We start from the raw sequence: 20,033 nt of genomic DNA on the forward strand, positions 1-20,033 counted from the left end.
GCAGTGCGTCACTGCCCCGGCGCGTCATTTTAGGATCCCTTCATGAAGAACCTCAACGACAAGGTCGCCGCCGTGACCGGAGCCGGCTCGGGCATCGGGCGGGCGCTGGCCCTGCATCTGGCGGACAAGGGCTGCCGGCTCGCGCTGTCAGACGTCGACGCCGCCGGTCTCGCCGAGACCGAGCGGCTGCTCGCCGGACGCGCACGAGCCGTCACCACGGCCGCCGTCGACGTCGCCGACGAGGCCGCGGTGCTCGCCTGGGCGGACGCGGTGGTGGCCGACCACGGCCGCGCCAACCTCGTCGTCAACAACGCCGGCGTCGCGCTGTCGGGCACCGTCGCGTCGCTCTCGACCGAGGACTACCGCTGGATCATGGGCGTGAACTTCTGGGGCGTCGTCCACGGGACGAAGGCGTTCCTGCCGCACCTCGAGGCCTCCGGTGAGGGACACGTCGTCAACATCTCCAGCGTCTTCGGGCTCACCGCGCAGCCGCTGATGAGCGGCTACAACGCCAGCAAGTACGCCGTCCGCGGCTTCACCGAGTCACTGCGCCAGGACCTCGAGCTCACCCGCTCCTGCGTCAGTGCCACGTGCATCCACCCGGGCGGCATCAAGACCAACATCGCCCGCGCCGCACGGGTGGACGACAGCGTCGCCGGCGCCACCGGCAAGAGCGCGGACGCGTCGAGCCGCGAGTTCGAGAAGTCCTTCATCACCTCCCCCGCCAGGGCGGCCGAGGTGATCGTGGGCGCGGTCGAGAAGAACAAGCGCCGCGCGCTGATCGGCCCCGACGCCCGGGTGTTCGACGCGATGGTGCGCATCGCCCCCACCGGCTACCAGCGGCTCATCACCGGTGTCGTGCGCTCGCGGGGCGCGAAGTGAGCCGCCGTACGGCGCTCGGGGCGCGCGTGCTCGCCACCGCGACCCGTGCCGAGGCCAGGGCGTACGGCCTGCGCGAGCGCCGGGTCGACGTCGGCGACACCACGCTCGCCGTCCTCGAGGGCGGCCCGGTGGACGCGCCGGTGGTCGTGCTGCTGCACGGCTACACCGCCGACCGCGTCGTGTGGATGCGCTTCGCCAAGCACCTCGTCCGCGACCACCGGGTCGTCGTGCCGGAGCTCGCCGGCCACGGCGCGTCCGGGTTCACCACCGGGACCGGCTTCTCCGCGCCGGCCCAGGCCGCTCGCGTGGCCACCCTGATGGAGCGGCTCGGCATCGAGCGCGCCCACGTCGCCGGCAACTCGATGGGCGGCTTCGTGGCTGCGACGCTGGCGCTGGCGCATCCCGACCGGGTCGCGTCACTGCTGCTCAGCGACGCGGTCGGCGTCGCCTCACCCGAGCCGAGCGAGGCCGAGCTGCAGATCCGCTCGGGCCGCAACCCGTTCCTCCTCGACGACGTGGCCGCCTTCCCCGAGTTCTACGCGATGACGATGGCCCGACCGCCCTTCGTGCCGGGCTTCGTGCGCGCCGCCATCGCCGAGGACTACGTGTCACGCCGCGAGGAGCTCGAGGAGATCTTCACCGACTTCTTCGGCGTCGCCACGCTCGACGACCGGCTCGGCGAGATCACCGCGCCGACCCTGGTGATGTGGGGCGAGCAGGACCGGCTCGTCCACCGCAGCACCGCGCAGGTGTGGGCGGACGGCATCCCGGGAGCGCGCACCGTGCGCTACCCCGACGCCGGCCACATGCCGATGCTCGAGATGCCTCGGCGCACGGCCGACGACTACCGCGCCTTCCTCGAACGGGTCAGCCCTCGGCCCTGAGCACGAGATCGGCACGCTCGCGGGGTCGCTCCTGCTGCTCGTAGGCGTGGCCCTCAGGGATCCACTTGGTGTCCCACAGGTCGAGCTCGGCCCGGTCGTCGCCCTGGAGCAGGTTGCGGGACTTGGCGCGAGCACCGGCCGCGTCGGGGTCCATCTCGATCCAGACCGCCAGGTCGAACCAGGCGTCCGTGCGGTCGTTGAGCAGCCGGATGCCCTCGACGACCAGCACCGGCGGCATCGGGTGGTCCTCGGTGCCGGTCTCGCCACCCCACCAGCGGTAGTCGTAGCGCAGCCGCTCGGACCCGGTGCGGGCTCCGCGCACCACCGCCTCGAGGAGCGGCCAGTCGCACTGCTCCCACATCCCGGCGTCCGGGCCGCACGTGGTGGCGTAGAACGCGTCGGTCGCGACGACCTGGTCCTCCTCGAGCCCGAGGTCCGCCGCGAGCCTCTCGGCGAGGGTCGACTTGCCCGCCCCGCCGTGACCGGTGATCCCGACGACGGGGACCCGGCCCTCAGTGGTGGCGACCAGCTCGCGCACCCGCGCCAGCAGGTCGTCGTACGTCGTCTCGCTCATCGCGTGCCAGCCTTCCAGCACGCCCACCACGGCGCACGCGAATTGCGGTCGATCGGACCCAACGGTCCGTTCGTGCTGCGCACGAGCGTGGCTCGGGGCGGGGCGACCCCGTGGGGTCCGTACGACGACGCCCGTCAGGTGGAGGCCTCGAGCTGTCGGCGCAGCACGACCTCCAGCGCACCCACCGATCCCCCCATCGCGTCGAGCTCGGCGGCACCCACCAGCTCGCGCCAGCCCGACCCGTCGCGCCCCAGCACGACTGGTGCGCCGGTCGCGGCGACACTCGCGCGCAGCTCGTCGTCGAGCTCGTTGAGGTGGAGGAGCCGGACCGGGACCGGCAGGCTCGCCGCCATCCGGTCCCACTCGCCCTTGCGGCGCACGGTGGAGTGGGTGATGTCGCAGAGGCCGCAGTGCTTCGTGCCGCGCAGCTTGCCCCAGACGTACGCCGCCTCGCCCAGCAGCCCGCCGTCGGCGTCGTACACCCCGACGAGCTCTGTGATGGCCATTCCTGGACGCTACCGCCCGGACACTGGCTCCCCGGGATGGAGTCGAACCATCGTCGCTAGTCCTGATTCAAAGTCAGGCGGGCCCTGCCGGCAGACCAACCGGGGAATGTGCACACAATCCTAGGGCCCGACCTTCACCACTCCTCCACACGCCTCGGGGCGATCCCTGATGCCCGAGGACGGCCGGGACCGCTAGCGTGGCTGTCGTGACGGGGGAACGCACGGGCCAGGCGCCGGTCATCACGACCGCCGGCCTCACGAAGCACTACGGATCGGTCCACGCGCTGACCGATCTCACGGTCGACGTCGGCGAGGGCGTGACCGGACTGGTCGGCGCCAACGGGGCCGGCAAGTCCACGCTGATCAAGATCCTGCTGGGGCTGCTCGAGCCGACGGGCGGCCACGCACGCGTGCTGGGCCACGACATCGAGCACGAGAGCCAGGAGATCCGCCGGCTCGTCGGCTACATGCCCGAGCACGACTGCCTGCCGCCCGACGTCAGCGCGAGCGACTTCGTGGTCCACATGGCCCGGATGTCCGGCCTCGGCGCCTCGGCGGCGCGGGAGCGGTCCGCCGACGTGCTGCGCCACGTGGGCCTCGACGAGGAGCGCTACCGGCCGATGGGTGGCTACTCCACCGGCATGAAGCAGCGCGCCAAGCTCGCCCAGGCGCTCGCCCACGACCCGCGGCTGGTCTTCCTCGACGAGCCGACCAACGGCCTCGACCCGGCCGCGCGCAACGACATGCTCCGGCTCGTCGAGCGCATCGGCAGCGACTTCGGGATCGCCGTCCTCGTCACCTCCCACCTGCTGGGCGAGCTCGAGCAGGTCAGCGACCACGTCATCGTGCTCGATGGCGGGCACCTCCTGCGCTCCAGCGCGACGGGTGACTTCCTGCAGCGCACCGGCAGCCTGCTGGTGGAGGTAGTGGGCACCGAGACCGAGCGCGACCGGCTCGGCGAGGCACTCGCCCAGCGCGGCCTGGTCTGCCGCCCGCGGGGCGCGATGGTCGCGATCGACCCACCGCCGTCCGAGCTGGCCCAGGAGGGTGCCGCCCACGACCTCATCCGTGACGTCGCCGCCGAGCTCGGTCTCGGCCTGATGCGGCTCCAGCCCGACCGCGGCCACCTCGAGGACGTCTTCCTGGACGGAGCTCCACGTGTCTGACATGAGTCGCCCCGGCGTGATCCACGACCTCGGCTACCGCCACTACGACGGCCTGCGCGAGGGCACGCCCGCCATCGCCCGCACGCTCTTCGTCACCGGCCTGCGTCACGTCTACGGCCTGGGACGCTCGGGCAAGTCGAAGGTGATGCCGTTCCTGCTGCTCGCGATGTCGGTGCTGCCGGCGCTGATCGTCGTCGGCGTCGTCGTGCTCACCGGGCTGGACAGCCTCCCGGTCTCCTACGCCGACTACACCAACCAGACCCAGCTGCTCGTCAGCCTCTTCGCCGCCGCGCAGGCCCCCGTGCTGTTCTCCCGCGACCTGCGGCACCGCTCGATCGTGCTCTACCTCGCACGTCCGCTGTCGGCGCCCGTCTTCGCCGTGATGCGCTGGCTGTCGCTGACCGTGGCGCTGTGGCTCTTCATGGCGGTGCCGACCCTCATGCTCTTCATCGGCGCGATGCTCTCGGGACTCGACAAGAGCGACCAGGTCACCCAGCTCCTCAAGGCGGTCGTCCTCCAGACGCTCCTGGCCCTGCTCATCGCCGGCATCACCGGACTGATCTCCTCGGTCTCCCTGCGCCGCGGCTTCGCGGTCGTCGGCTCGGTGATGGCGCTGATCGTGCTCACCGGCGTGGTCACGGCCGTGCAGGCGATCGCCGCCGAGCAGGACGCCGACTCCGCGTCCACCACCGCCGGGCTGTTCTCCCCCTGGTCGCTCTACAGCGGCCTCGCCAACGCGTGGGACGCGGGCATCGACACGTTCGTCCCGGTCGACGGCGCGTGGGCAGTGGCGTACGCACTGGTCGCCCTGCTCCTCGCCGCCGCCTGTCTCCTCGCGCTCGTCGCCCGCTTCCGGAAGGTGGGCTCGCGATGAGCAACCTGGTCCTGGACTCGGCCTCGCGCTGGTTCGGCAACGTCGTCGCCGTCAACGACGTCTCGCTGTCGATCGGTCCCGGAGTCACCGGCCTGCTGGGTCCCAACGGTGCCGGCAAGACCACGCTGATGGCGATGATGGCGGGGTTCCTCGCGCCGTCCGCCGGCCACGTGACCCTCGACGGGCAGCCGGTGTGGCGCAACACCGAGATCTACCGGCAGATCGGGCTGGTCCCCGAGCGCGAGCTCAGCTTCGGCTACCTCACCGGACGCCAGTTCGTCCGGGCCAACGCCGACCTCCACCGACTGCCCGACGCGGCCGCCGCCACCGAGCGGATCCTCGAGGAGGTGGACATGGTCGAGCCGGCCGGACGTCGCCTCGACACCTACTCCAAGGGGATGCGGCAGCGCGTGAAGATCGCCGCCGCCCTCGTCCACCAGCCCTCGGTGCTGCTGCTCGACGAGCCCTTCAACGGCGTCGACCCGCGCCAGCGGATGCACCTGATGGACCTCCTGCGACGCCTCGGCGACGAGGGCCGCACGGTGCTGTTCAGCTCGCACATCCTGGAGGAGGTCGAACGGCTCGCCCGCCACATCGAGGTCGTGGTCTCCGGCCGGCACGCCGCATCGGGCGACTTCGGCGCGATCCGCCGGCTGATGACCGACCGGCCCGTGCAGTACGCCGTCCAGTCCAGCGACAACCGCACACTGGCGGCGGCGCTCATGGCGGAGGTGTCGGTGCGCGCGGTCAGCATCCGCGGGGAGCACCTCGACGTCCAGGTCGACGACCTGGGCAGCTTCGCCGTCCGCCTGCCCGGCCTCGCCCGACAGCACGACGTGACCATCCTCGAGCTCTCCCCCAGCGACGAGTCGCTGGAGAGCGTCTTCGCCTACCTGGTGGCCCGATGATCTCCCCCGGAGAGCCTGTGAGAACCGTGTTCAACCCGACGATCGCCAAGCTGGCCCTGCAGGCCCTGCTGGGGCGTCGCCGCTTCTACCTGCTGCTGGCCTTCCCGGTCCTGCTGATCGGGCTCGTCACGCTCATCACGGTGCTCGCCGACGGTGACGCGGCCTTCGAGATCCTGCCCGGCCTGGGCTACCCGCTGGTGCTGCCACTGGTCGCGATCCTGGCAGCCTCCTCGGTGCTCGGCCCCGAGGTCGACGACGGATCGATCGTCTACCTGCTCTCCAAGCCGGTCAGCCGCTACGGCGTGGCCATCAGCAAGTGGGTGGTCGCCCTCGGTGCCACGCTCACCGCCGGCGCGCTGCCCATCCTCGTCGCAGCCCTCATCACCGGGGACAGCACGAGGGCGCTCGGGCTCTTCGTCGGCGCGGTCGTGGCCGGGACGACGTACTCCGCCCTGTTCCTCGCGATCTCCGCCGTCACCCGGCACGCAGTGATCGCGTCGCTGATGTTCGTGCTGATCTGGGAGAGCCTGCTCGGCAACCTCTTCACCGGCATCGCCTGGCTGAGCATCGGCCAGTGGGGCCTGCGGATCGGCCACGAGATCTCCAGCGAGCTGCCCGACCCCGCCAACCTGGGCTACGCCATCATCGCGAGCCTGCTCGTGACGGTGGTGGGCGTCTGGTTCGCCGGCGACCGGCTGCGGTCGTTCACGCTCAGGGGCGACGAGTAGCCGGACCCCGGCGCCACAGTCGTGCGGCCGCCCAGAAGAGGTACACCGCGAACGCGCCGAGCAGCACCCCCCACAGCCAGCTCTCCTCGACAGCGCCGACGATGCCGGTGACGGCCGCCCACGTGCCGAGCAGGGTCAGCGTCGCCAGCCCGATCACGCGTGACCCCGGTGACTCGGGCCCGACCGGGCGGGAGGCCACCACGGCACCCAGCACCGTCACGGCGCCGAAGACGATGAAGGCGGCCGACCATGCCCGGCCGAAGGCACTGTCCGACTCCAGCACGAGTCCCACGCCGAGGGCGGCAGCCGCCAGACCCGTCACCAGGGCAAACGCTGCGGAGACCCGCCCGAGCAGCGGTCGCGGGCTCAGCTGAACCACCCACCGATCGTGTCACCGACGCTGGAGACGCCGTCGGCGATGGCCTCGCCGGTGTCGGCGAGCGCGTCGACACCCTCGTCCCATGCTTGGCCCACGTCAGGTCCGTTCTCGAAGAGGGAGTCGATGGCGCCGTCGGCGAAGATCGCCACGCCGGCCCCGATCACCGTGCCGACCACGGCACCGACGGCGGTGCCGACGCCGGGCACGACGGAGCCGGCGGCCGCGCCGATCAGCGCGGCGGTGCCGACGCTCGCCCCGAAGCCGGCCGCTGCGCCGAGCCCGGCGGAGACGCCCTGCGACACCGCGATCTGGGTGTTGGTCTCACCCTCCTGCCAGTCGTTGAAGACGCCGAGGCCGAGCCCGAGCGGGCCGAGGATCTTGCCCGCGCGACCCAGGTAGCGCAGGGCACGTGAGTCCGCCACGTCGTCGGCGCGGCGCAGCAGGTCCTCCGCCTCGTCCAGCTTGCCCTGGATCGCCAGCCGGTCGGCCTCGAGCCGGGCCTCGTCGAGGGTCTGGAAGAAGAACCACCTGCGCTTCATGTAGCGCTCCGGGTGGGCCTGCAGGTCGTTGATGGCGCGCGTCGCCTCGTCCACGAGATCCTGGGCCGACTGGAGCAGCTTGGAGCGCTCGAGGGCGATCGTCGCACCGATGACACCCGCCGCGCTCGCGCCGACGATGTCGGTGAGCGTGAGGATCCACGCGGCGTGCGTGCCCGGCAGGTACTCCTCCTGGAGCTCGCGGCACGCCGTGGCGTAGTAGCGGTCGATGCGGGCCGCCTCGGTCTCCGCGTCGTGGTAGGCCGTGAGCAGGTCCTGGTGGGCGTTGTAGGCGGCGACCCGCCGGTTGTGCGCGTCGACCTCCTCGGTCGTCCCCTCGAAGTCGTCCGGGGGACGGGCCGGTCCGTCGCCGGGGTGCTGGACCACGAACCCGGCCACGCCAAGCCCGGCGCTCCGGGCCGTGGAGCGTACGTCCGCCATCTGGTCCTGGGAGCGCTTCAGCTTCCCGGCGAAGTCGTCGAGGTCTCCCGCCATCTTCTTCGCGGCTGCAGCGAGGTCGTCGGAGGAGTTGCGGATGCGGCTGGCGATGCCCACGAACTCGTCGCCCGCGACCGAGCTCCAGCCCATCTCGGCGTCGCGGCGCGCGCCGTTGGCCGCGTCGGCCGCAGCCGTCAGCTCGGGCTCGAGGCTGCCGCGCAGCCAGGTGGCCGCGCCCTCGATGCTCGAGGGCGAACCCTGGATCTCCGTCTCGATGCTCACGAGTCCATCACCTGCCGGATCCGGGCCATGTCGGCCGACGCGTCGGCGTCTGCGCGCTGGTAGTAGCCGCGCGCCAGCCGGACGCCCTCCGCCGAGCCGCTGAGGGCGTTGGCGACGTTGCCCGAGCTGGTCACCACCTGGCTCACCATGCTCGCCACCACGGCGGTCATCGGACCGGCGTCGACGCCCCTCGGGACGCTGCCGGCCAGGCCCTCGAGACCGTTGGCCGCGGTGTCGAGCTCGGCCGCGATCGTGTCGAGGGTGCCCAGGTCGACGTCGATGCCGCCGCTCACGAGGACGCCTCGGCATCCTCGCGGAGGCCAGGATCCACGTCGAGGAACAGCAGGTCGTACGGGCTCTGGTCGTGGATGCGCTGCAGGGCCGCCACGTCGCACAGCAGCCACGGCGCGTCCGGGAGGTACCAGGTGTGCAGCCGGTCGATGGCCGAGTAGGTGTAGAGGGCGGTGCGCCCGTCGGCGACCTGGTGGAGCAGCACCCGCCGGGCCGCGACGTCCGGCTCGTCCGTCGTGGGGACGTAGACGACCGGTGGCAGCTGCGGTCGCTCGTCGGTCGGGGAACCCTCAGGGGTCCTGTCGTCGCTGGGCACGGAAACGTCCACTCCTCGGATCTGCGGTGTCATCGTCGGTTGCTGTCATGCCCCGGACGGGGAGATCGAAACGGGTCCTCGAGTCCGAGCTCGGCCGTGAGCCACTTCTCCAGGTCGCCCGCACGGTGCCCGAGGTCGCCACAGTCGAGGACCAGGGTGCGCCGGCTGAGGGACGTACGCCGCCACGGACGGGGGCACCACTCACCCTCGGCGTCCTCGTCGAGGTCCACCACCAGCCGCCGGCCGCGTCCACGCACGGCACGCACCGAGGACCGGGCCGCACGTCCCCGACCGGCCGGGGAGTCGACCACCAGGTCGCTCTCGGTCAGCCAGATCGCGGGCCGGCGGCGCCGACCGAGCCCCACGAGCGCGACGCGGACGGCGAACCAGAGGCCGAGCAGCGCCAGTGCGGCGCCGACGACCGCCCACGACCCGCCCGCTCGTACGCCGGCAGCGCCGAGCGCGAGTCCGAGAACCGCGAGGCCGAGGTCCAGTGCCTGGGTGTGCCACCAGGGAGCCGCCCAGGAGCGCACGCCCAGTGCAGCACGACCGTCCACCTCTCCGTCCTCGAGGACGGGCAGGCGCGAGGTCACGGCGACGACGAGGGCGAGCAGGACGGTGACCGCCACGGCGAACGCGGTGTAGACGGCCAGCAGCCACAGCCCGACGGGTTCGCGTCCGGAGAGCTCGGACGTCGCGGCGAGGAGCAGGACCCCTCCCACCCCGGCCAGCACCAGGTCGACCAGCACCTCGCCCCACCGGTCACGACCGGAGAACGGCACTTCGGCGGGGCGTGTCATGGGCGCAGTCTAGGAAGCCCGATCCGGACTAGGCTCGGTGGCGTGGACCTTCCCGTGATGCCGCCCGTGCAGCCGATGCTCGCCAAGAGCGTCAGCGGCGTGCCGGACCCGGCCAAGCACGGCGGGCTGAGCTTCGAGCCGAAGTGGGACGGTTTCCGCTGCCTGGTCTTCAAGGACGGCGACGAGGTCGAGCTGGCGAGCCGCAACACCAAGCCGCTCACCCGCTACTTCCCCGAGGTCGTCGAGGCCTGCCGCGCCCAGCTTCCCGACCGCATCGTGCTGGACGGCGAGATCTTCGTCGGCCTGCAGGGCGCCGAGGGCTGGCGGCTCGAGTTCGAGACGCTCCAGGAGCGCATCCACCCCGCCGCGAGCCGCGTCGACAAGCTGTCCGTCGAGACGCCTGCCGGCTTCGTCGCGTTCGACCTGCTGGCGCTCGGCGACGAGTCCTTCATGGACCGCCCGCTGTCCGAGCGTCGGGCCGCGCTGGTCGGCGCGCTCGGTCACCTCGACGGCAGCGGCCCCTGCTTCCTGACCCGCACCACCGAGGACCCGGCCGAGGCCGAGCGGTGGTTCGAGGAGTTCGAGGGTGCCGGGCTCGACGGCGTCGTCGCCAAGCCGCTCGGAGCGGCGTACGAGCCCAACAAGCGCACGATGCTCAAGATCAAGCACGAGCGCACCGCCGACGTGGTGCTCGCCGGCTACCGCGAGCACAAGACGTCCACCCCCGAGGCACCGCTGATCGGCTCGCTGCTGCTCGGGCTCCACGACGACGACGGCGAGCTCCAGCACATCGGCGTCTCCGCCAGCTTCACCGCCGCCAGGCGCGCCGAGCTGTGGCAGGAACTGCAGCCGCTGGTGTGCGACATCGCCGACCACCCGTGGGGACGCTGGCAGGAGTTCCTCACTGCCAACCCCGACCGCGTGCCCGGCACGCAGAGCCGCTGGAGCGCCGGCAAGGACCTCGGCTTCACCGCGCTGCGACCCGAGCGGGTGCTGGAGGTGAAGTACGACCACATGGAGGGTCGACGCTTCCGGCACACGGCCCACTTCAAACGGTGGCGCACCGACCGCGACCCCGCGAGCTGCGGCTACGGTCAGCTCGACGAGCCGGCCGGCTACGACCTCACCCGCATCCTCAGCACCGACCCCGGAGGCACCCGATGAGCGAGACCCCTTCCGAGAGCACGCCCGACGAGTCCGTCCACGACGAGTCCATCCACGACGGTCACGGCACCTACGACGTGGTGCTGCTCGTCGAGCAGGCCCTGACGGCCGTCGACGCCCGCCAGGTCCGCTCGCTGCACGCCGAGATCGAGGACCCGGTCGTCTACCACGTGCTCATCCCGCTGGAGGACGCCGCGGCCCGCGTCGAGGCCTCCCTCGGCACCCTCGGCGCAGGCGACCTCATGGCCGCCCCGGCCCTGGCGATGACCGACGTCGACATCGAGGCGCTGCGGCGCGAGTGCGAGGAGAACTCCTCCGCCGAGCTCCAGCAGACCCTGGCGGCTCTGGCCGCTGCGGGCGGCAAGGCCACCGGCAAGGTGACCTCCGAGCCGCCGGTCGACGCGCTGGCCGCGCTCGTCACCGCTGTCGACGCGCGCGAGGCGATCATCCTCACCCGGTCGCACGTCGTGGCGGAGTTCTTCCACGTCGACTGGACCTCACGGGCGCGCCGCAAGCTCGGCGTACCGGTGCTCCACCTGATCGAGCACGAGAGCTTCGACGAGCAGGCCGGGGCCGGCGAGGGCGTCAGCGGTCTCTGAGCGAGCTGACGCTTGTGCGCACGCTGGCGGTGCCGAGCTGACGCTTGTGCGCACGCTGGCGGTGCCGAGCTGACGCTTCTGCGCACGCACACGGTGCACAAGCGACAGGTCGGCGGGTGCGCCGCGTGCACAAGCGACAGGTCGGGGGGTGCGCCGCGTGCACAAGCGACAGGTCAGCGGCGGGTGACGCGGCGTACGACGGCGCGGCGCAGGATCTGCGCGGCCTCGCGTCCGCCGACGGCCGGTGCCTCGGCCGGACGAGCCCGGCGCGACTCCTCGAGGTCGCGACGCAGCTGTTGCACGGTCGACCGCTGGGCGTCGCGCGCCTCGCGGGCGGCGAGCACCGACTCGGCGCGGGTGTGGTCGAAGGTGAGGGCGACGGCGTCGGCGTAGCGGGCGTTGTAGTCGCCGTGGATCTCGTCCAGCCGTGCCTGGGTGGCCTCGTCGGCCGGGGTCGAGGTGAGCACGCCGAGCAGCTGCCACACCTCCTCGGCCATCTCGCGCAGCCAGTCCGGTGTCCGCACGTCGTCCCACGTCAGCTGGGACTTGCGCATCGACGGCTCGATGAAGTCGTCGACGTCGTGGTGCTCCGTCGTCGAGAGGTCCGTGTCGAAGGCGAGATCGAGCTGCTGCTGCACGGGGGCGAGCGCCGTACGCCAGTCGGCCAGCAGGTCGCCGTACTTCACGAAGGCGCGCTTGCCGCCGCGCCCGGCCTGCTCGGTCAGCAGCGCCGCGTGGACCCAGCCGGCGACGTTGGACGTCTCCTTGGTGAGGCGCAGGTCGTCGGACTGGCTGGAGAGGTAGGCGATGTCGCGCGAGCCGATCACCTCGGCCGGGTGGCGCAGGGCCGTGAGCCAGCGCAGGTCGACGTCGAGCTCGGCGGTCACCTGCTCCCAGACCTGGGCGAACCAGAACGCGTGCGGGTCCTTGACGACGACCTGCTCCCCCCTGGGAACGTGCACGGTGAGCTGTCCGGACAGCCACTCGTGCAGCTCTGCGGTCGGGCTGCCGGACTCGACGTAGCGGGCGACGAGGTCGACGGCCGCGGGACGGCTGTCGATGTTGAAGAGCGCGAGCTCCTTGAGGTGGCGCTTGTGGAAGTCGATGACCCACTGCGGCTCGTAGAACCCGCGCGGGTTGGTCTCCGACGCCGGCACCTCCGGCTGCGGCACGTGCAGGCCGAGGCGCTTCAGCGCACCGGCCAGCGAGCTCGTGCCGCTGCGACCGGAACCGGAGACCAGGACCAGCGGGGTGCCCGGCTGGGCGGGGGACGTCGGCATGCGGGTCACCCTATCGACCCGCCTGCCCACCTCTAGGATCGTGCCGACCGGCTCGCACGCAGTGGATCGAGGACACGTGGCTCTGACCGACCGCTTGGGGGGCAAGGTGCGTGGCGCCCTGCGCCGCACCCGCCGCGACGGCCCGCTCGACATCGTCTTCGTGCTCTTCAACGCCGACGGCATGGGCGGCACCGCGCGCTCGGGGATCGAGCAGGCCAACGCGCTCGTCGGGCTCGGCGAGGGGCACCGGGTCCGGATCCTCAGCGTCACCCGCAGCGGCCCCCACACCCACTACCCGCTGGCCGACAGGCTGGAGGTGACCTACCTCGTCGACGTACGCGGTCCGCGCCCCGTCGCTGTCACCGGCGACCACCCCGCCGAGCTGGGCGAGCGCGAGTCGCTGGTCGTGCCTCGCAGCTGGGACGCACTCTTCAACGGCCTCACCGACGCCACCATGCGCGAGGCGCTCGGCGACCTCGACGCGGACGTCGTCGTCACGACCACTCCCGAGCTGCTGGCCGTGGTCGCCCAGCTCGCGCCGCCCGACGTGGCGCTGGTCCACCAGGAGCACCGGGCGTCCTCGGCGCGGGTCAACGACCTGGGTGCGCTGCTGGAGTTCGCCCCGCGCGCGGACATCGTGGTGTCGTTGACGGAGTCGATGTCCCGCTGGCTCGCCGGGCGGCTGGGTGGCGCCGCTCCCGAGCTGCTGGTGATCCCCAACCCGTTGCCGGCCGCGCCGCAGGCCCGCTCGACGCTGGACCAGAAGACCTTCGTCACCGCGGGGCGGCTCGCGCCGGAGAAGCAGTTCGAGCACGTCGTTGACGCCTTCTGGCGCATCCACGAGCAGGTTCCTGGCTGGACGCTGCGGATCTGGGGCGACGGCCCGCGCGCGGACAACCTCGCCGCCCAGGTGCGCAAGCTCGGTCTCGAGGACCGCGTCGAGCTGCCCGGCAGCACGGCCGACATCTCGGCGGAGTGGGCCCGCACCAGCGTGGCCGTGCTGGCGTCCAAGGGCGAGGGCTATCCGCTCGTGCTGCAGGAGGCGATGTCCGCCGGCGTCCCCTGCGTGTCTTACGACTGCCCGTCCGGCCCGCGCGAGATCATCACCCACGACGTCGACGGGCTGCTCGTGCCACCGGCGTCCAAGGCAGCGCTCGCCGCCGCCATGCTGCGGATCGCCACTGACGACGACCTGCGCGCGCGCCTCGGTGCGGCCGCGCTCGAGCGCTCCACGCGCTGGGACGGCCAGGCCCTGGCCCGCCACTGGGTCACGGTGTTCCGTGACGCGGTGGCGCGTCGCGCCGACCCGCTCGCCCCCCGCCGGGTGCTGCACGGCCTCCGCCCGGGGCCGTTGGGCGACCTGCCCGAGACCGACGGCGCCGCCGGCGTCACCCCCGCCCGGGCGCGTACGACGGCGCTGCAGGCGCTCACCTCCGCAGCCGCGTCGACCGGGGACGGGTGGTTCGTGATGCCCGCGCGTGGCCTCGACCCGCACCCGGTGGTCGTCGTTCCGTCCTCCCGCCGGGAGGCCTTCCTCGGCGCGCTCGCTGCCGGCTCGGTCCCCGACTGGCTGTCGGTGCGCGATCCCGCCGAGCGCGGCTGGCACGAGCGCCGCGGCACCGTCGCCGCGATGACCGACGACCTGGCCCGGACGCGTACGGCGTCACTGTTCCTCGAGCCGTGGCCGATGCGCGGCGGGCACGACGGCGTGCTCGCCGAGGGCGTCGAGGTCGGCGTGCAGTTCTGGGAGGAGTCGCCCGACGGCGACCTGCTCGCACCCGGGCTCAACCGCTTCGGCGACCGTGTCCCGGCCGGCTCACCGCGCACCACGACCACCGTCCACGGGATCGAGGTGCCGACCCTCGAGGTGATGGCGCTGCCAACCGTGGACGACGTGCGCTTCGACGTCGACGTCGTCTACACCTGGGTCGACGGCGACGACGAGGACTGGCTCGCCGCGCGGGACGAGCGCATCACCGGCCTCGGCGGGACGCCCAGCGCGCGGGCCGGCGGCGCCTCGCGCTACCGCAGCCGCGACGAGCTCCGCTACTCGATGCGCAGCCTCCACCTCTTCGCGCCGTGGGTGCGTCGGATCCACCTCGTCACGGCCGGCCAGGTGCCGTCGTGGCTCGACACCTCGCACCCGGCGATCACGGCGGTCGACCATCGCGACATCCTTCCGGCGTCGGCGCTGCCGACCTTCAGCTCGCACGCGATCGAGACCCGGCTGCACGCCGTGCCGGACCTCGCCGACCACTTCGTCTACGTCAACGACGACGTCTTCCTCGGCCGGCCGCGCCGTCCCGAGCACTTCTTCTCACCCGGCGGGCAGTACGCCGCGTTCGTCGCCGACCACCGCGCCGTCGGTCTGCCCGGCACCGACGACCGGCCCTACCTCTCAGCCGCGCAGAACAACCGCCGCGTGCTGGCCGACGCGTTCGGGGTGACGCTGACCAACACGATGATGCACAGCCCGCACCCGCAGCGTCGTACGACGCTGGAGGAGATCGCGGCGCGCTTCCCGGCCGAGGTGGCGCGCACCACCGAGGCGCCGTTCCGCTCGGAGACCGACCTGTCGCTGCTGTCGTCCTTCGCGCAGAACTACGGCCTCATCACCGGCCAGGCGTTCCGCGCCAGCGCCCACCACGGCTACGTCGACCTCGGCCACCAGCAGCTGCCGGCCCAGCTGAAGGCGATGCTCAAGCGCGACCGCGACTTCTTCTGCGTCGCCGACAACCTGGTGGCCGCGTTCGACGAGGAGCGGACCGACGGGCTCCTGCGCGAGTTCCTGGAGCAGTACTTCCCGATCGCGGCGCCCTGGGAGATCGGCTGAGCGCCTTGGTTTCGACACGGGCGCGGGCGACCTGCTCAACCAGCGGCAGGCGCTCAGCCCTCGACCCGGTTGCCCTCGGCGTCCCAGTGCGACTCGACCTTCTTCGACGGCTGGACCCGCGGCGGCTCCCCCGGCATCTTCGGGTGGTCAGGCGGGTAGTTGAGCTCGACGGGGTGCTCGTCCCAGAGCGCGAGGAGCACCTCGAGGGAGTTGTGCACGTCGTCGATCGTGGCCCACGGGTCGCCGTCGGAGGCGAGGCGCTCGGGCACCGTGAAGAGGTTGAGGGCCTTCGGTGAGTCGAGGTCGGCCAGCTCGTCCCACGTCACGGGCGTGGAGACGGGAGCGCCGGCGATCGGACGCAGCGAGTAGGCCGAGGCGATCGTGCGGTCCCGGGTGTTCTGGTTGAAGTCGACGAAGATCCGCTCCCCGCGCTCCTCCTTCCACCACGCGGTCGTGACCCCGTCGTCGCGCTTCTCCAGCTCGCGCCCGAAGGCGATCGCGGCATGGCGTACGTCGGCGAACTCCCACCGCGGCTCGATGCGGACGTAGATGTGGATGCCTCGGTTGCCCGAGGTCTTCGCGTAGCTGGTCATCCCCATCTCGTCGAAGAGCTGGTGCGCCACGCCGGCCACACGTACGGCGTCGGCGAACGTCGTGCCCGGCTGGGGGTCGAGGTCGATGCGCAGCTCGTCGGGATGGTCGACGTCGGACCGACGGACCGGCCACGGGTGGAAGGTCAGCGTGCCCATGTGCGCGCACCACACCGGCACCGCGATCTCGGTCGGGCAGATCTCCTCGGCCGTACGCCCCGACGGGAAGGTGATCTCGACGGCCTCGAGGTAGTCGGGAGCGCCCTTGGGGACCCGCTTCTGGTAGAACGCGTCGGCGTTCTTGTCCATGGGTCCGGTGGCGAGCTTCATGCCCTCCCGCACCCCGGACGTCCAGCGCTCCAGGGCGGTCGGCCGGTCGCGCAGCGCGCGCATCAGCCCGTCCTCGACGGAGGCGAAGTACTCCGCGACCATCAGCTTGGTCACCTCGCCTGTCGTGTCCGTCGCCTCGTAGATGACGCGGTCGGGCGAGGAGACGCGGACCTCACGGTCGCCGGCCTGCACCATCACCGGCTTCGCAGCTGCCATGCCCCCGACCCTAGTCCGACGCGGTGCTGGTGCGGCGACCTAAACTGGACCCATGGCCTACGACGTGCAGAAGACCGATGAGCAGTGGCGCGAGGAGCTCAGCCCCGAGGAGTACGCCGTGCTGCGCCAGGCCGGCACGGAGCGCGCCTTCGTCGGCGAGTACACCGACACCGAGACCGAGGGCACCTACTCGTGCAAGGGGTGCGGGTCGGAGCTGTTCACCAGCGACACGAAGTTCCACTCCGGCTGCGGCTGGCCGAGCTTCTACCAGCCGATGACCGACACGGTGGAGTACATCGAGGACAACTCGGCCGGCATGAAGCGCGTCGAGGTGCGCTGCGCGACGTGCGGCTCGCACCTCGGCCACGTCTTCCCCGACGGGTTCGGCACGCCGACCGGCGACCGCTTCTGCATCAACTCGATCAGCATCACGCTCAACGAGAAGAAGTAGCGCGAGGTCGAGTGCGCAGCCCCGCGGCGACCACTACCGCGGGCGCACTCAACCCACCGGGTTCAGCGCCGAGCTGACCCGCACCAGCCCCTCGCCGTACGTCGCGTCCACCCACTCCTGGATCGATCCGTCATCGAAGACGACCTGCGCGTCGAGCGTGTCGGGCTGGAACGACCCGCTGGTCAGCAGCGATGCGCCCAGCGCGTCCTGCAGCTCGATGTTGATCGCGTTGAGGTCGGCGTCGGTCTTCTCGACCGTCGTCACGCACAGCTGACCGCCCCAGGTCTCGCGCAGGGCGGTCTCGGCGCCGGCCGCGTCCTCGGTGACCGCGACGTTGATCGTGGTGCCGGTCAGCCACGCAGTGGCGTAGCCGGGCAGGGCGGACGCGGCGGCCAGCGTCGCGTCCATGTCCTCGGGAGTGGCCTTGTCGGTGTCGGTCGTCGCGGGCGACTCGCACGCGGCGCCGAGCGCGTCCTCCTGCGGCTCGGCCATCGCGTCGTACAACGCCGCGGGGATCGCGTCGGTCGCGGTGAAGGTGGTGCCGTCGAAGGTGCCGGTGAGGGCGTACGACCCCCACTTCACGCCCGAGGCCTCCTCGAAGCCGACGTCACCCCACTCGAAGCCCTCGACGGCCGGACCGCCGCACTGGGGAGGGTAGGACTCCGCCACGGCGCCCAGGCACATCTGCGGTCCGGTGCCGGCGTCGAGCACGGTGACGAGCCCACTGGTGCGCACCTCCCCGTCGGGGACGGGGGTCGGCACGGCGTCGGACGGTGCGCTGGCCGTCGGTTCGCCCGCGCCGGCCGGGTCGACGGCGCGCATGTCCTCCTCGGTGGAGCAGGCAGCCAGCGGCAGCGCCAGGAGCAGGACGGCTGAGACGATGACGAGTCGTGGAGTCATGATGGTCTGACGCTACTGCCCGTCAGGGCGTTCCCGGCTCAGGGCAGGCGGGCCAGGAGCTCCGCCGGCGAGACGCGGGCGCCGGTGTAGAACGGCACCTCCTCGCGCACGTGGCGACGGGCCGTCGACGCGCGCAGGTCGCGCATCAGGTCGACGATGCGGTGCAGCTCGTTGGCCTCGAAGGCGAGCAGCCACTCGTAGTCACCGAGGGCGAACGACGCGACCGTGTTGGCGCGTACGTCGCCGTAGCCGCGCGCCATCTTGCCGTGCTCGGCGAGCATGGCGCGGCGCTCGGAGTCCTCGAGGAGGTACCACTCGTAGGAGCGCACGAAGGGGTACACGCAGATGTGGGCGCGCGGCTCTTCATCGGCGAGGAAGGCGGGGATGTGCGACTTGTTGAACTCCGCCGGACGGTGCAGCGCCATCTGCGACCAGACCGGCTCGAGGCGCTGCCCGAACGACGTACGGCGGAAGAGGTTGTACGCGGCCTGGAGCTGCTCGGAGTCCTCGGCGTGCCACCAGACCATGAGGTCGGCGTCGGCCCGCAGCCCACTGACGTCGTACAGCCCGCGGACGACGACGTCCTGCTCGGCCAGCACCTCGAAGAGCGCCTCGACGTCGGTCGCCTCCGCACCCCGGTCGGCGTCTCCGAGGACGTCGCGGAGCTTGAAGACCGACCACATCGTGTAGCGGATGGAGTCGTTGAGCTCGCGGGTCCGTGCGGCGTTGGTCTTCGAGTCGGTGCTCATGGGTTCATTCTGCCCGGGTGACCGAGGCCACAGCCCGGCGGGCCGAGCCGATCACGGCGGGGATGCCGACGCCGTCGTACGCCGCCCCGCAGACCGCGAGCCCCGGCTGCCCGTCGACCGCGGCGCGGATCCGCGCCACCCGGTCGAGGTGTCCCACGGCGTACTGCGGCAGCGCGCCGCCCCACCGCTGCACGTGCGAGTCGACCGGGCGTGCCGTGATGCCGGCCATGGCGGAGAGGTCGGCGAGCGACACCCGCACCAGGCCCTCGTCGCCCGCCTGCAGCGTGGCCTCCTCGCCGTGGCGCCCCAGGGACGTGCGCAGGACCACGACACCCGGGTCGAGGTCGCGCACCCACGCCCACTTGGCGAACGAGAACGTCGACGCCTTGATCGTGCGCTGCTCCACAGGCGGCACGAGGAAGCCGGACCGCTCGAACAATGCGTCGGGCAGGTCCTCGGTGCGGAATGCCAACGACACGACGGCCACGCTCGCGGCACCGATCGCCGCCAGCTCGGCCGCCGCGTCCGGCACGTCGACACCCAGCAGCCGCGCGGTCGGCGCGGCCGGGGTCGCGAGCACGACGGCGGCCGCCTCGACGGTCTCGGGGTGGGTCGTCGGCCCGACGGTGAGTGCCCAGCCCGACCGCGTACGCCGCAGCGCGCGGACGGTCGCCGAGGTCCGCACCTCGAAGCCCCCGCCGTCGCGGAGCAGGCCGGGCAGCCGGCCCATGCCGCCGGGGAGGGCCGCGAAGACCGGCGCGACGGAGGCGGGGACGGCTGAGGCCTGCTCCAGCAGGCTCCCGCGCCGCGCCATGGCGAGCAGCTGGGGGACCGCCGCGGCCGCGGAGATGTGGCGGGCGTGGCCGGCGTAGACGCCGCCGAGCAGGGGTTCGACGAGGCGGTCGACGATCTCGTCGCCGAGGCGGGCGCCCACGAGGTCCCCCACCGAGACGTCGTCGCCGGGCTCGCTCGCCGCCTCGGCAGCGGCCCGGGCGACGCCCTCGGCGCTCAGCACCCCGCTGGCTGCGAGCTGGTCGAGGTCGAACGGCACGCCCATCAGCGAGCGCGGCAGGTCGCGCAGCGCACCACGGGACCAGAGGCCAGAAGTGGCGGCGGTGGGGTGGACGACCTCGACGCCGAGCTCGCGCGCGAGGTCGATGCCCTCGGGCCGGCGGGCCAGCATCGCCTCCGCGCCGACGTCGACGGTCAGCCCAGCGACCTCGGCCGAGCGCAGCTTGCCGCCCAGCTCGGGAGACCCCTCGAGGAGGAGGACGTCGCGCCCGGATGCGGCCAGGTCCCGGGCCGCGACCAGACCTGCCACTCCCCCACCGACCACGACCACGTCCCACGCCACGTG

22 protein-coding genes and 1 tRNA gene are annotated in these 20,033 nt (G+C 72.3%); 10 read left to right on the top strand and 13 right to left on the bottom strand.

Going from position 1 to position 20,033, the window contains the following annotated elements:
- Positions 1-42: 42 nt before the first annotated feature.
- Entirely contained in the window at positions 43-882 is an 840-nt protein-coding gene (locus tag BM127_RS02175; RefSeq protein ID WP_091193649.1) for an SDR family NAD(P)-dependent oxidoreductase, read from the top strand.
- Positions 879-1,766 (top strand): alpha/beta fold hydrolase, encoded by an 888-nt coding sequence (locus tag BM127_RS02180; protein WP_091193652.1) that lies wholly within the window; start codon positions 879-881, stop codon positions 1,764-1,766. Before BM127_RS02175 ends, BM127_RS02180 begins: the two co-directional genes overlap by 4 nt.
- Here BM127_RS02180 and BM127_RS02185 read toward each other — a convergent pair.
- The 3 genes from BM127_RS02185 to BM127_RS02195 all read right to left on the bottom strand — a co-directional run bounded on the left by BM127_RS02185 (position 1,750) and on the right by BM127_RS02195 (position 2,952).
- Positions 1,750-2,340, bottom strand: a complete 591-nt coding sequence (locus BM127_RS02185) for a uridine kinase family protein (protein ID WP_139227570.1) — start codon at positions 2,338-2,340, stop codon at positions 1,750-1,752. The two genes, BM127_RS02180 and BM127_RS02185, sit on opposite strands and share 17 nt — an antisense overlap.
- Positions 2,341-2,474: 134 nt before the next feature.
- A complete protein-coding gene (locus tag BM127_RS02190; RefSeq protein ID WP_091193657.1) occupies positions 2,475-2,846 on the bottom strand; it encodes a hypothetical protein in 372 nt (123 codons plus the stop codon).
- Positions 2,847-2,870: 24 nt separating this feature from the next.
- Positions 2,871-2,952: transfer RNA gene (locus tag BM127_RS02195), tRNA-Gln, on the bottom strand.
- A gap of 100 nt (positions 2,953-3,052) precedes the next feature.
- Between BM127_RS02195 and BM127_RS02200 the strand changes: the two genes are divergently transcribed.
- Genes BM127_RS02200 through BM127_RS02215 form a run of 4 tightly spaced genes read left to right on the top strand, consistent with a single transcriptional unit; the run spans position 3,053 to position 6,522 of the window.
- Positions 3,053-4,012 carry an ABC transporter ATP-binding protein gene (locus tag BM127_RS02200; RefSeq protein ID WP_091193659.1) on the top strand — a complete coding sequence of 320 codons (960 nt, stop codon included), beginning with the start codon at positions 3,053-3,055 and terminating at the stop codon, positions 4,010-4,012.
- Between the two features lies 1 nt (position 4,013).
- Complete coding sequence (locus BM127_RS02205; RefSeq protein ID WP_091193661.1) at positions 4,014-4,886, top strand: hypothetical protein; 873 nt, start codon at positions 4,014-4,016, stop codon at positions 4,884-4,886.
- Positions 4,883-5,794, top strand: a complete 912-nt coding sequence (locus BM127_RS02210; protein ID WP_091193664.1) for an ABC transporter ATP-binding protein — start codon at positions 4,883-4,885, stop codon at positions 5,792-5,794. The genes BM127_RS02205 and BM127_RS02210 overlap by 4 nt, the downstream gene beginning before the upstream one ends.
- A gap of 26 nt (positions 5,795-5,820) precedes the next feature.
- Positions 5,821-6,522: an ABC transporter permease gene (locus tag BM127_RS02215; RefSeq protein ID WP_175507304.1), complete on the top strand. Its 702-nt coding sequence runs from the start codon at positions 5,821-5,823 to the stop codon at positions 6,520-6,522.
- Here the strand turns inward: BM127_RS02215 and BM127_RS02220 are convergent.
- From BM127_RS02220 to BM127_RS02240, 5 genes are read right to left on the bottom strand one after another with little or no spacing between them, the layout of a single operon-like run.
- Positions 6,506-6,901: a hypothetical protein gene (locus BM127_RS02220; protein WP_091193671.1), complete on the bottom strand. Its 396-nt coding sequence runs from the start codon at positions 6,899-6,901 to the stop codon at positions 6,506-6,508. The genes BM127_RS02215 and BM127_RS02220 overlap by 17 nt on opposite strands.
- Positions 6,889-8,157 (bottom strand): hypothetical protein, encoded by a 1,269-nt coding sequence (locus tag BM127_RS02225; protein WP_091193673.1) that lies wholly within the window; start codon positions 8,155-8,157, stop codon positions 6,889-6,891. The genes BM127_RS02220 and BM127_RS02225 overlap by 13 nt, the downstream gene beginning before the upstream one ends.
- The gene (locus BM127_RS02230; protein ID WP_091193676.1) at positions 8,154-8,450 is read right to left on the bottom strand and encodes a hypothetical protein; all 297 of its coding nucleotides are present in this window, start codon (positions 8,448-8,450) and stop codon (positions 8,154-8,156) included. Before BM127_RS02230 ends, BM127_RS02225 begins: the two co-directional genes overlap by 4 nt.
- Positions 8,447-8,764: an SAV_915 family protein gene (locus BM127_RS02235; RefSeq protein ID WP_091193678.1), complete on the bottom strand. Its 318-nt coding sequence runs from the start codon at positions 8,762-8,764 to the stop codon at positions 8,447-8,449. The genes BM127_RS02230 and BM127_RS02235 overlap by 4 nt, the downstream gene beginning before the upstream one ends.
- A 29-nt stretch (positions 8,765-8,793) precedes the next feature.
- Positions 8,794-9,564: a hypothetical protein gene (locus BM127_RS02240; protein WP_139227574.1), complete on the bottom strand. Its 771-nt coding sequence runs from the start codon at positions 9,562-9,564 to the stop codon at positions 8,794-8,796.
- A gap of 42 nt (positions 9,565-9,606) precedes the next feature.
- On the opposite strand from BM127_RS02240, the gene BM127_RS02245 reads away from it, so the two are divergent.
- Positions 9,607-10,728, top strand: a complete 1,122-nt coding sequence (locus BM127_RS02245; protein ID WP_091193683.1) for an ATP-dependent DNA ligase — start codon at positions 9,607-9,609, stop codon at positions 10,726-10,728.
- Positions 10,725-11,327, top strand: coding sequence for a hypothetical protein (locus BM127_RS02250; RefSeq protein ID WP_231263114.1), 603 nt, complete (start codon positions 10,725-10,727; stop codon positions 11,325-11,327). Before BM127_RS02245 ends, BM127_RS02250 begins: the two co-directional genes overlap by 4 nt.
- A 173-nt stretch (positions 11,328-11,500) precedes the next feature.
- Here the strand turns inward: BM127_RS02250 and BM127_RS02255 are convergent, their stop codons facing one another.
- The gene (locus BM127_RS02255; protein ID WP_091193685.1) at positions 11,501-12,607 is read right to left on the bottom strand and encodes a hypothetical protein; all 1,107 of its coding nucleotides are present in this window, start codon (positions 12,605-12,607) and stop codon (positions 11,501-11,503) included.
- A gap of 76 nt (positions 12,608-12,683) precedes the next feature.
- Here BM127_RS02255 and BM127_RS02260 point away from each other — a divergent pair, with 76 nt between their 5' ends.
- Positions 12,684-15,440 carry a stealth conserved region 3 domain-containing protein gene (locus BM127_RS02260; RefSeq protein WP_175507305.1) on the top strand — a complete coding sequence of 919 codons (2,757 nt, stop codon included), beginning with the start codon at positions 12,684-12,686 and terminating at the stop codon, positions 15,438-15,440.
- A 53-nt stretch (positions 15,441-15,493) separates the two neighbouring features.
- On the opposite strand, the gene BM127_RS02265 is transcribed toward BM127_RS02260, so the two are convergent.
- Positions 15,494-16,576 (bottom strand): DNA polymerase domain-containing protein, encoded by a 1,083-nt coding sequence (locus BM127_RS02265; RefSeq protein ID WP_091193690.1) that lies wholly within the window; start codon positions 16,574-16,576, stop codon positions 15,494-15,496.
- Between the two features lie 52 nt (positions 16,577-16,628).
- Between BM127_RS02265 and msrB the strand changes: the two genes are divergently transcribed.
- Positions 16,629-17,027: a peptide-methionine (R)-S-oxide reductase MsrB gene (gene msrB, locus BM127_RS02270; RefSeq protein ID WP_091193692.1), complete on the top strand. Its 399-nt coding sequence runs from the start codon at positions 16,629-16,631 to the stop codon at positions 17,025-17,027.
- Between the two features lie 48 nt (positions 17,028-17,075).
- Here the strand turns inward: msrB and BM127_RS02275 are convergent, their stop codons facing one another.
- Genes BM127_RS02275 through hemG form a run of 3 tightly spaced genes read right to left on the bottom strand, consistent with a single transcriptional unit; the run spans position 17,076 to position 20,030 of the window.
- The gene (locus BM127_RS02275) at positions 17,076-17,927 is read right to left on the bottom strand and encodes a hypothetical protein (protein ID WP_091193695.1); all 852 of its coding nucleotides are present in this window, start codon (positions 17,925-17,927) and stop codon (positions 17,076-17,078) included.
- A gap of 38 nt (positions 17,928-17,965) precedes the next feature.
- Positions 17,966-18,676: a hydrogen peroxide-dependent heme synthase gene (gene hemQ, locus BM127_RS02280; protein ID WP_091193697.1), complete on the bottom strand. Its 711-nt coding sequence runs from the start codon at positions 18,674-18,676 to the stop codon at positions 17,966-17,968.
- Between the two features lie 4 nt (positions 18,677-18,680).
- Complete coding sequence (hemG, locus tag BM127_RS02285; RefSeq protein ID WP_231263113.1) at positions 18,681-20,030, bottom strand: protoporphyrinogen oxidase; 1,350 nt, start codon at positions 20,028-20,030, stop codon at positions 18,681-18,683.
- Between the last annotated feature and the right edge of the window lie 3 nt (positions 20,031-20,033).

This window comes from Nocardioides alpinus (assembly GCF_900112035.1).
GTDB lineage: Bacteria > Actinomycetota > Actinomycetes > Propionibacteriales > Nocardioidaceae > Nocardioides > Nocardioides alpinus.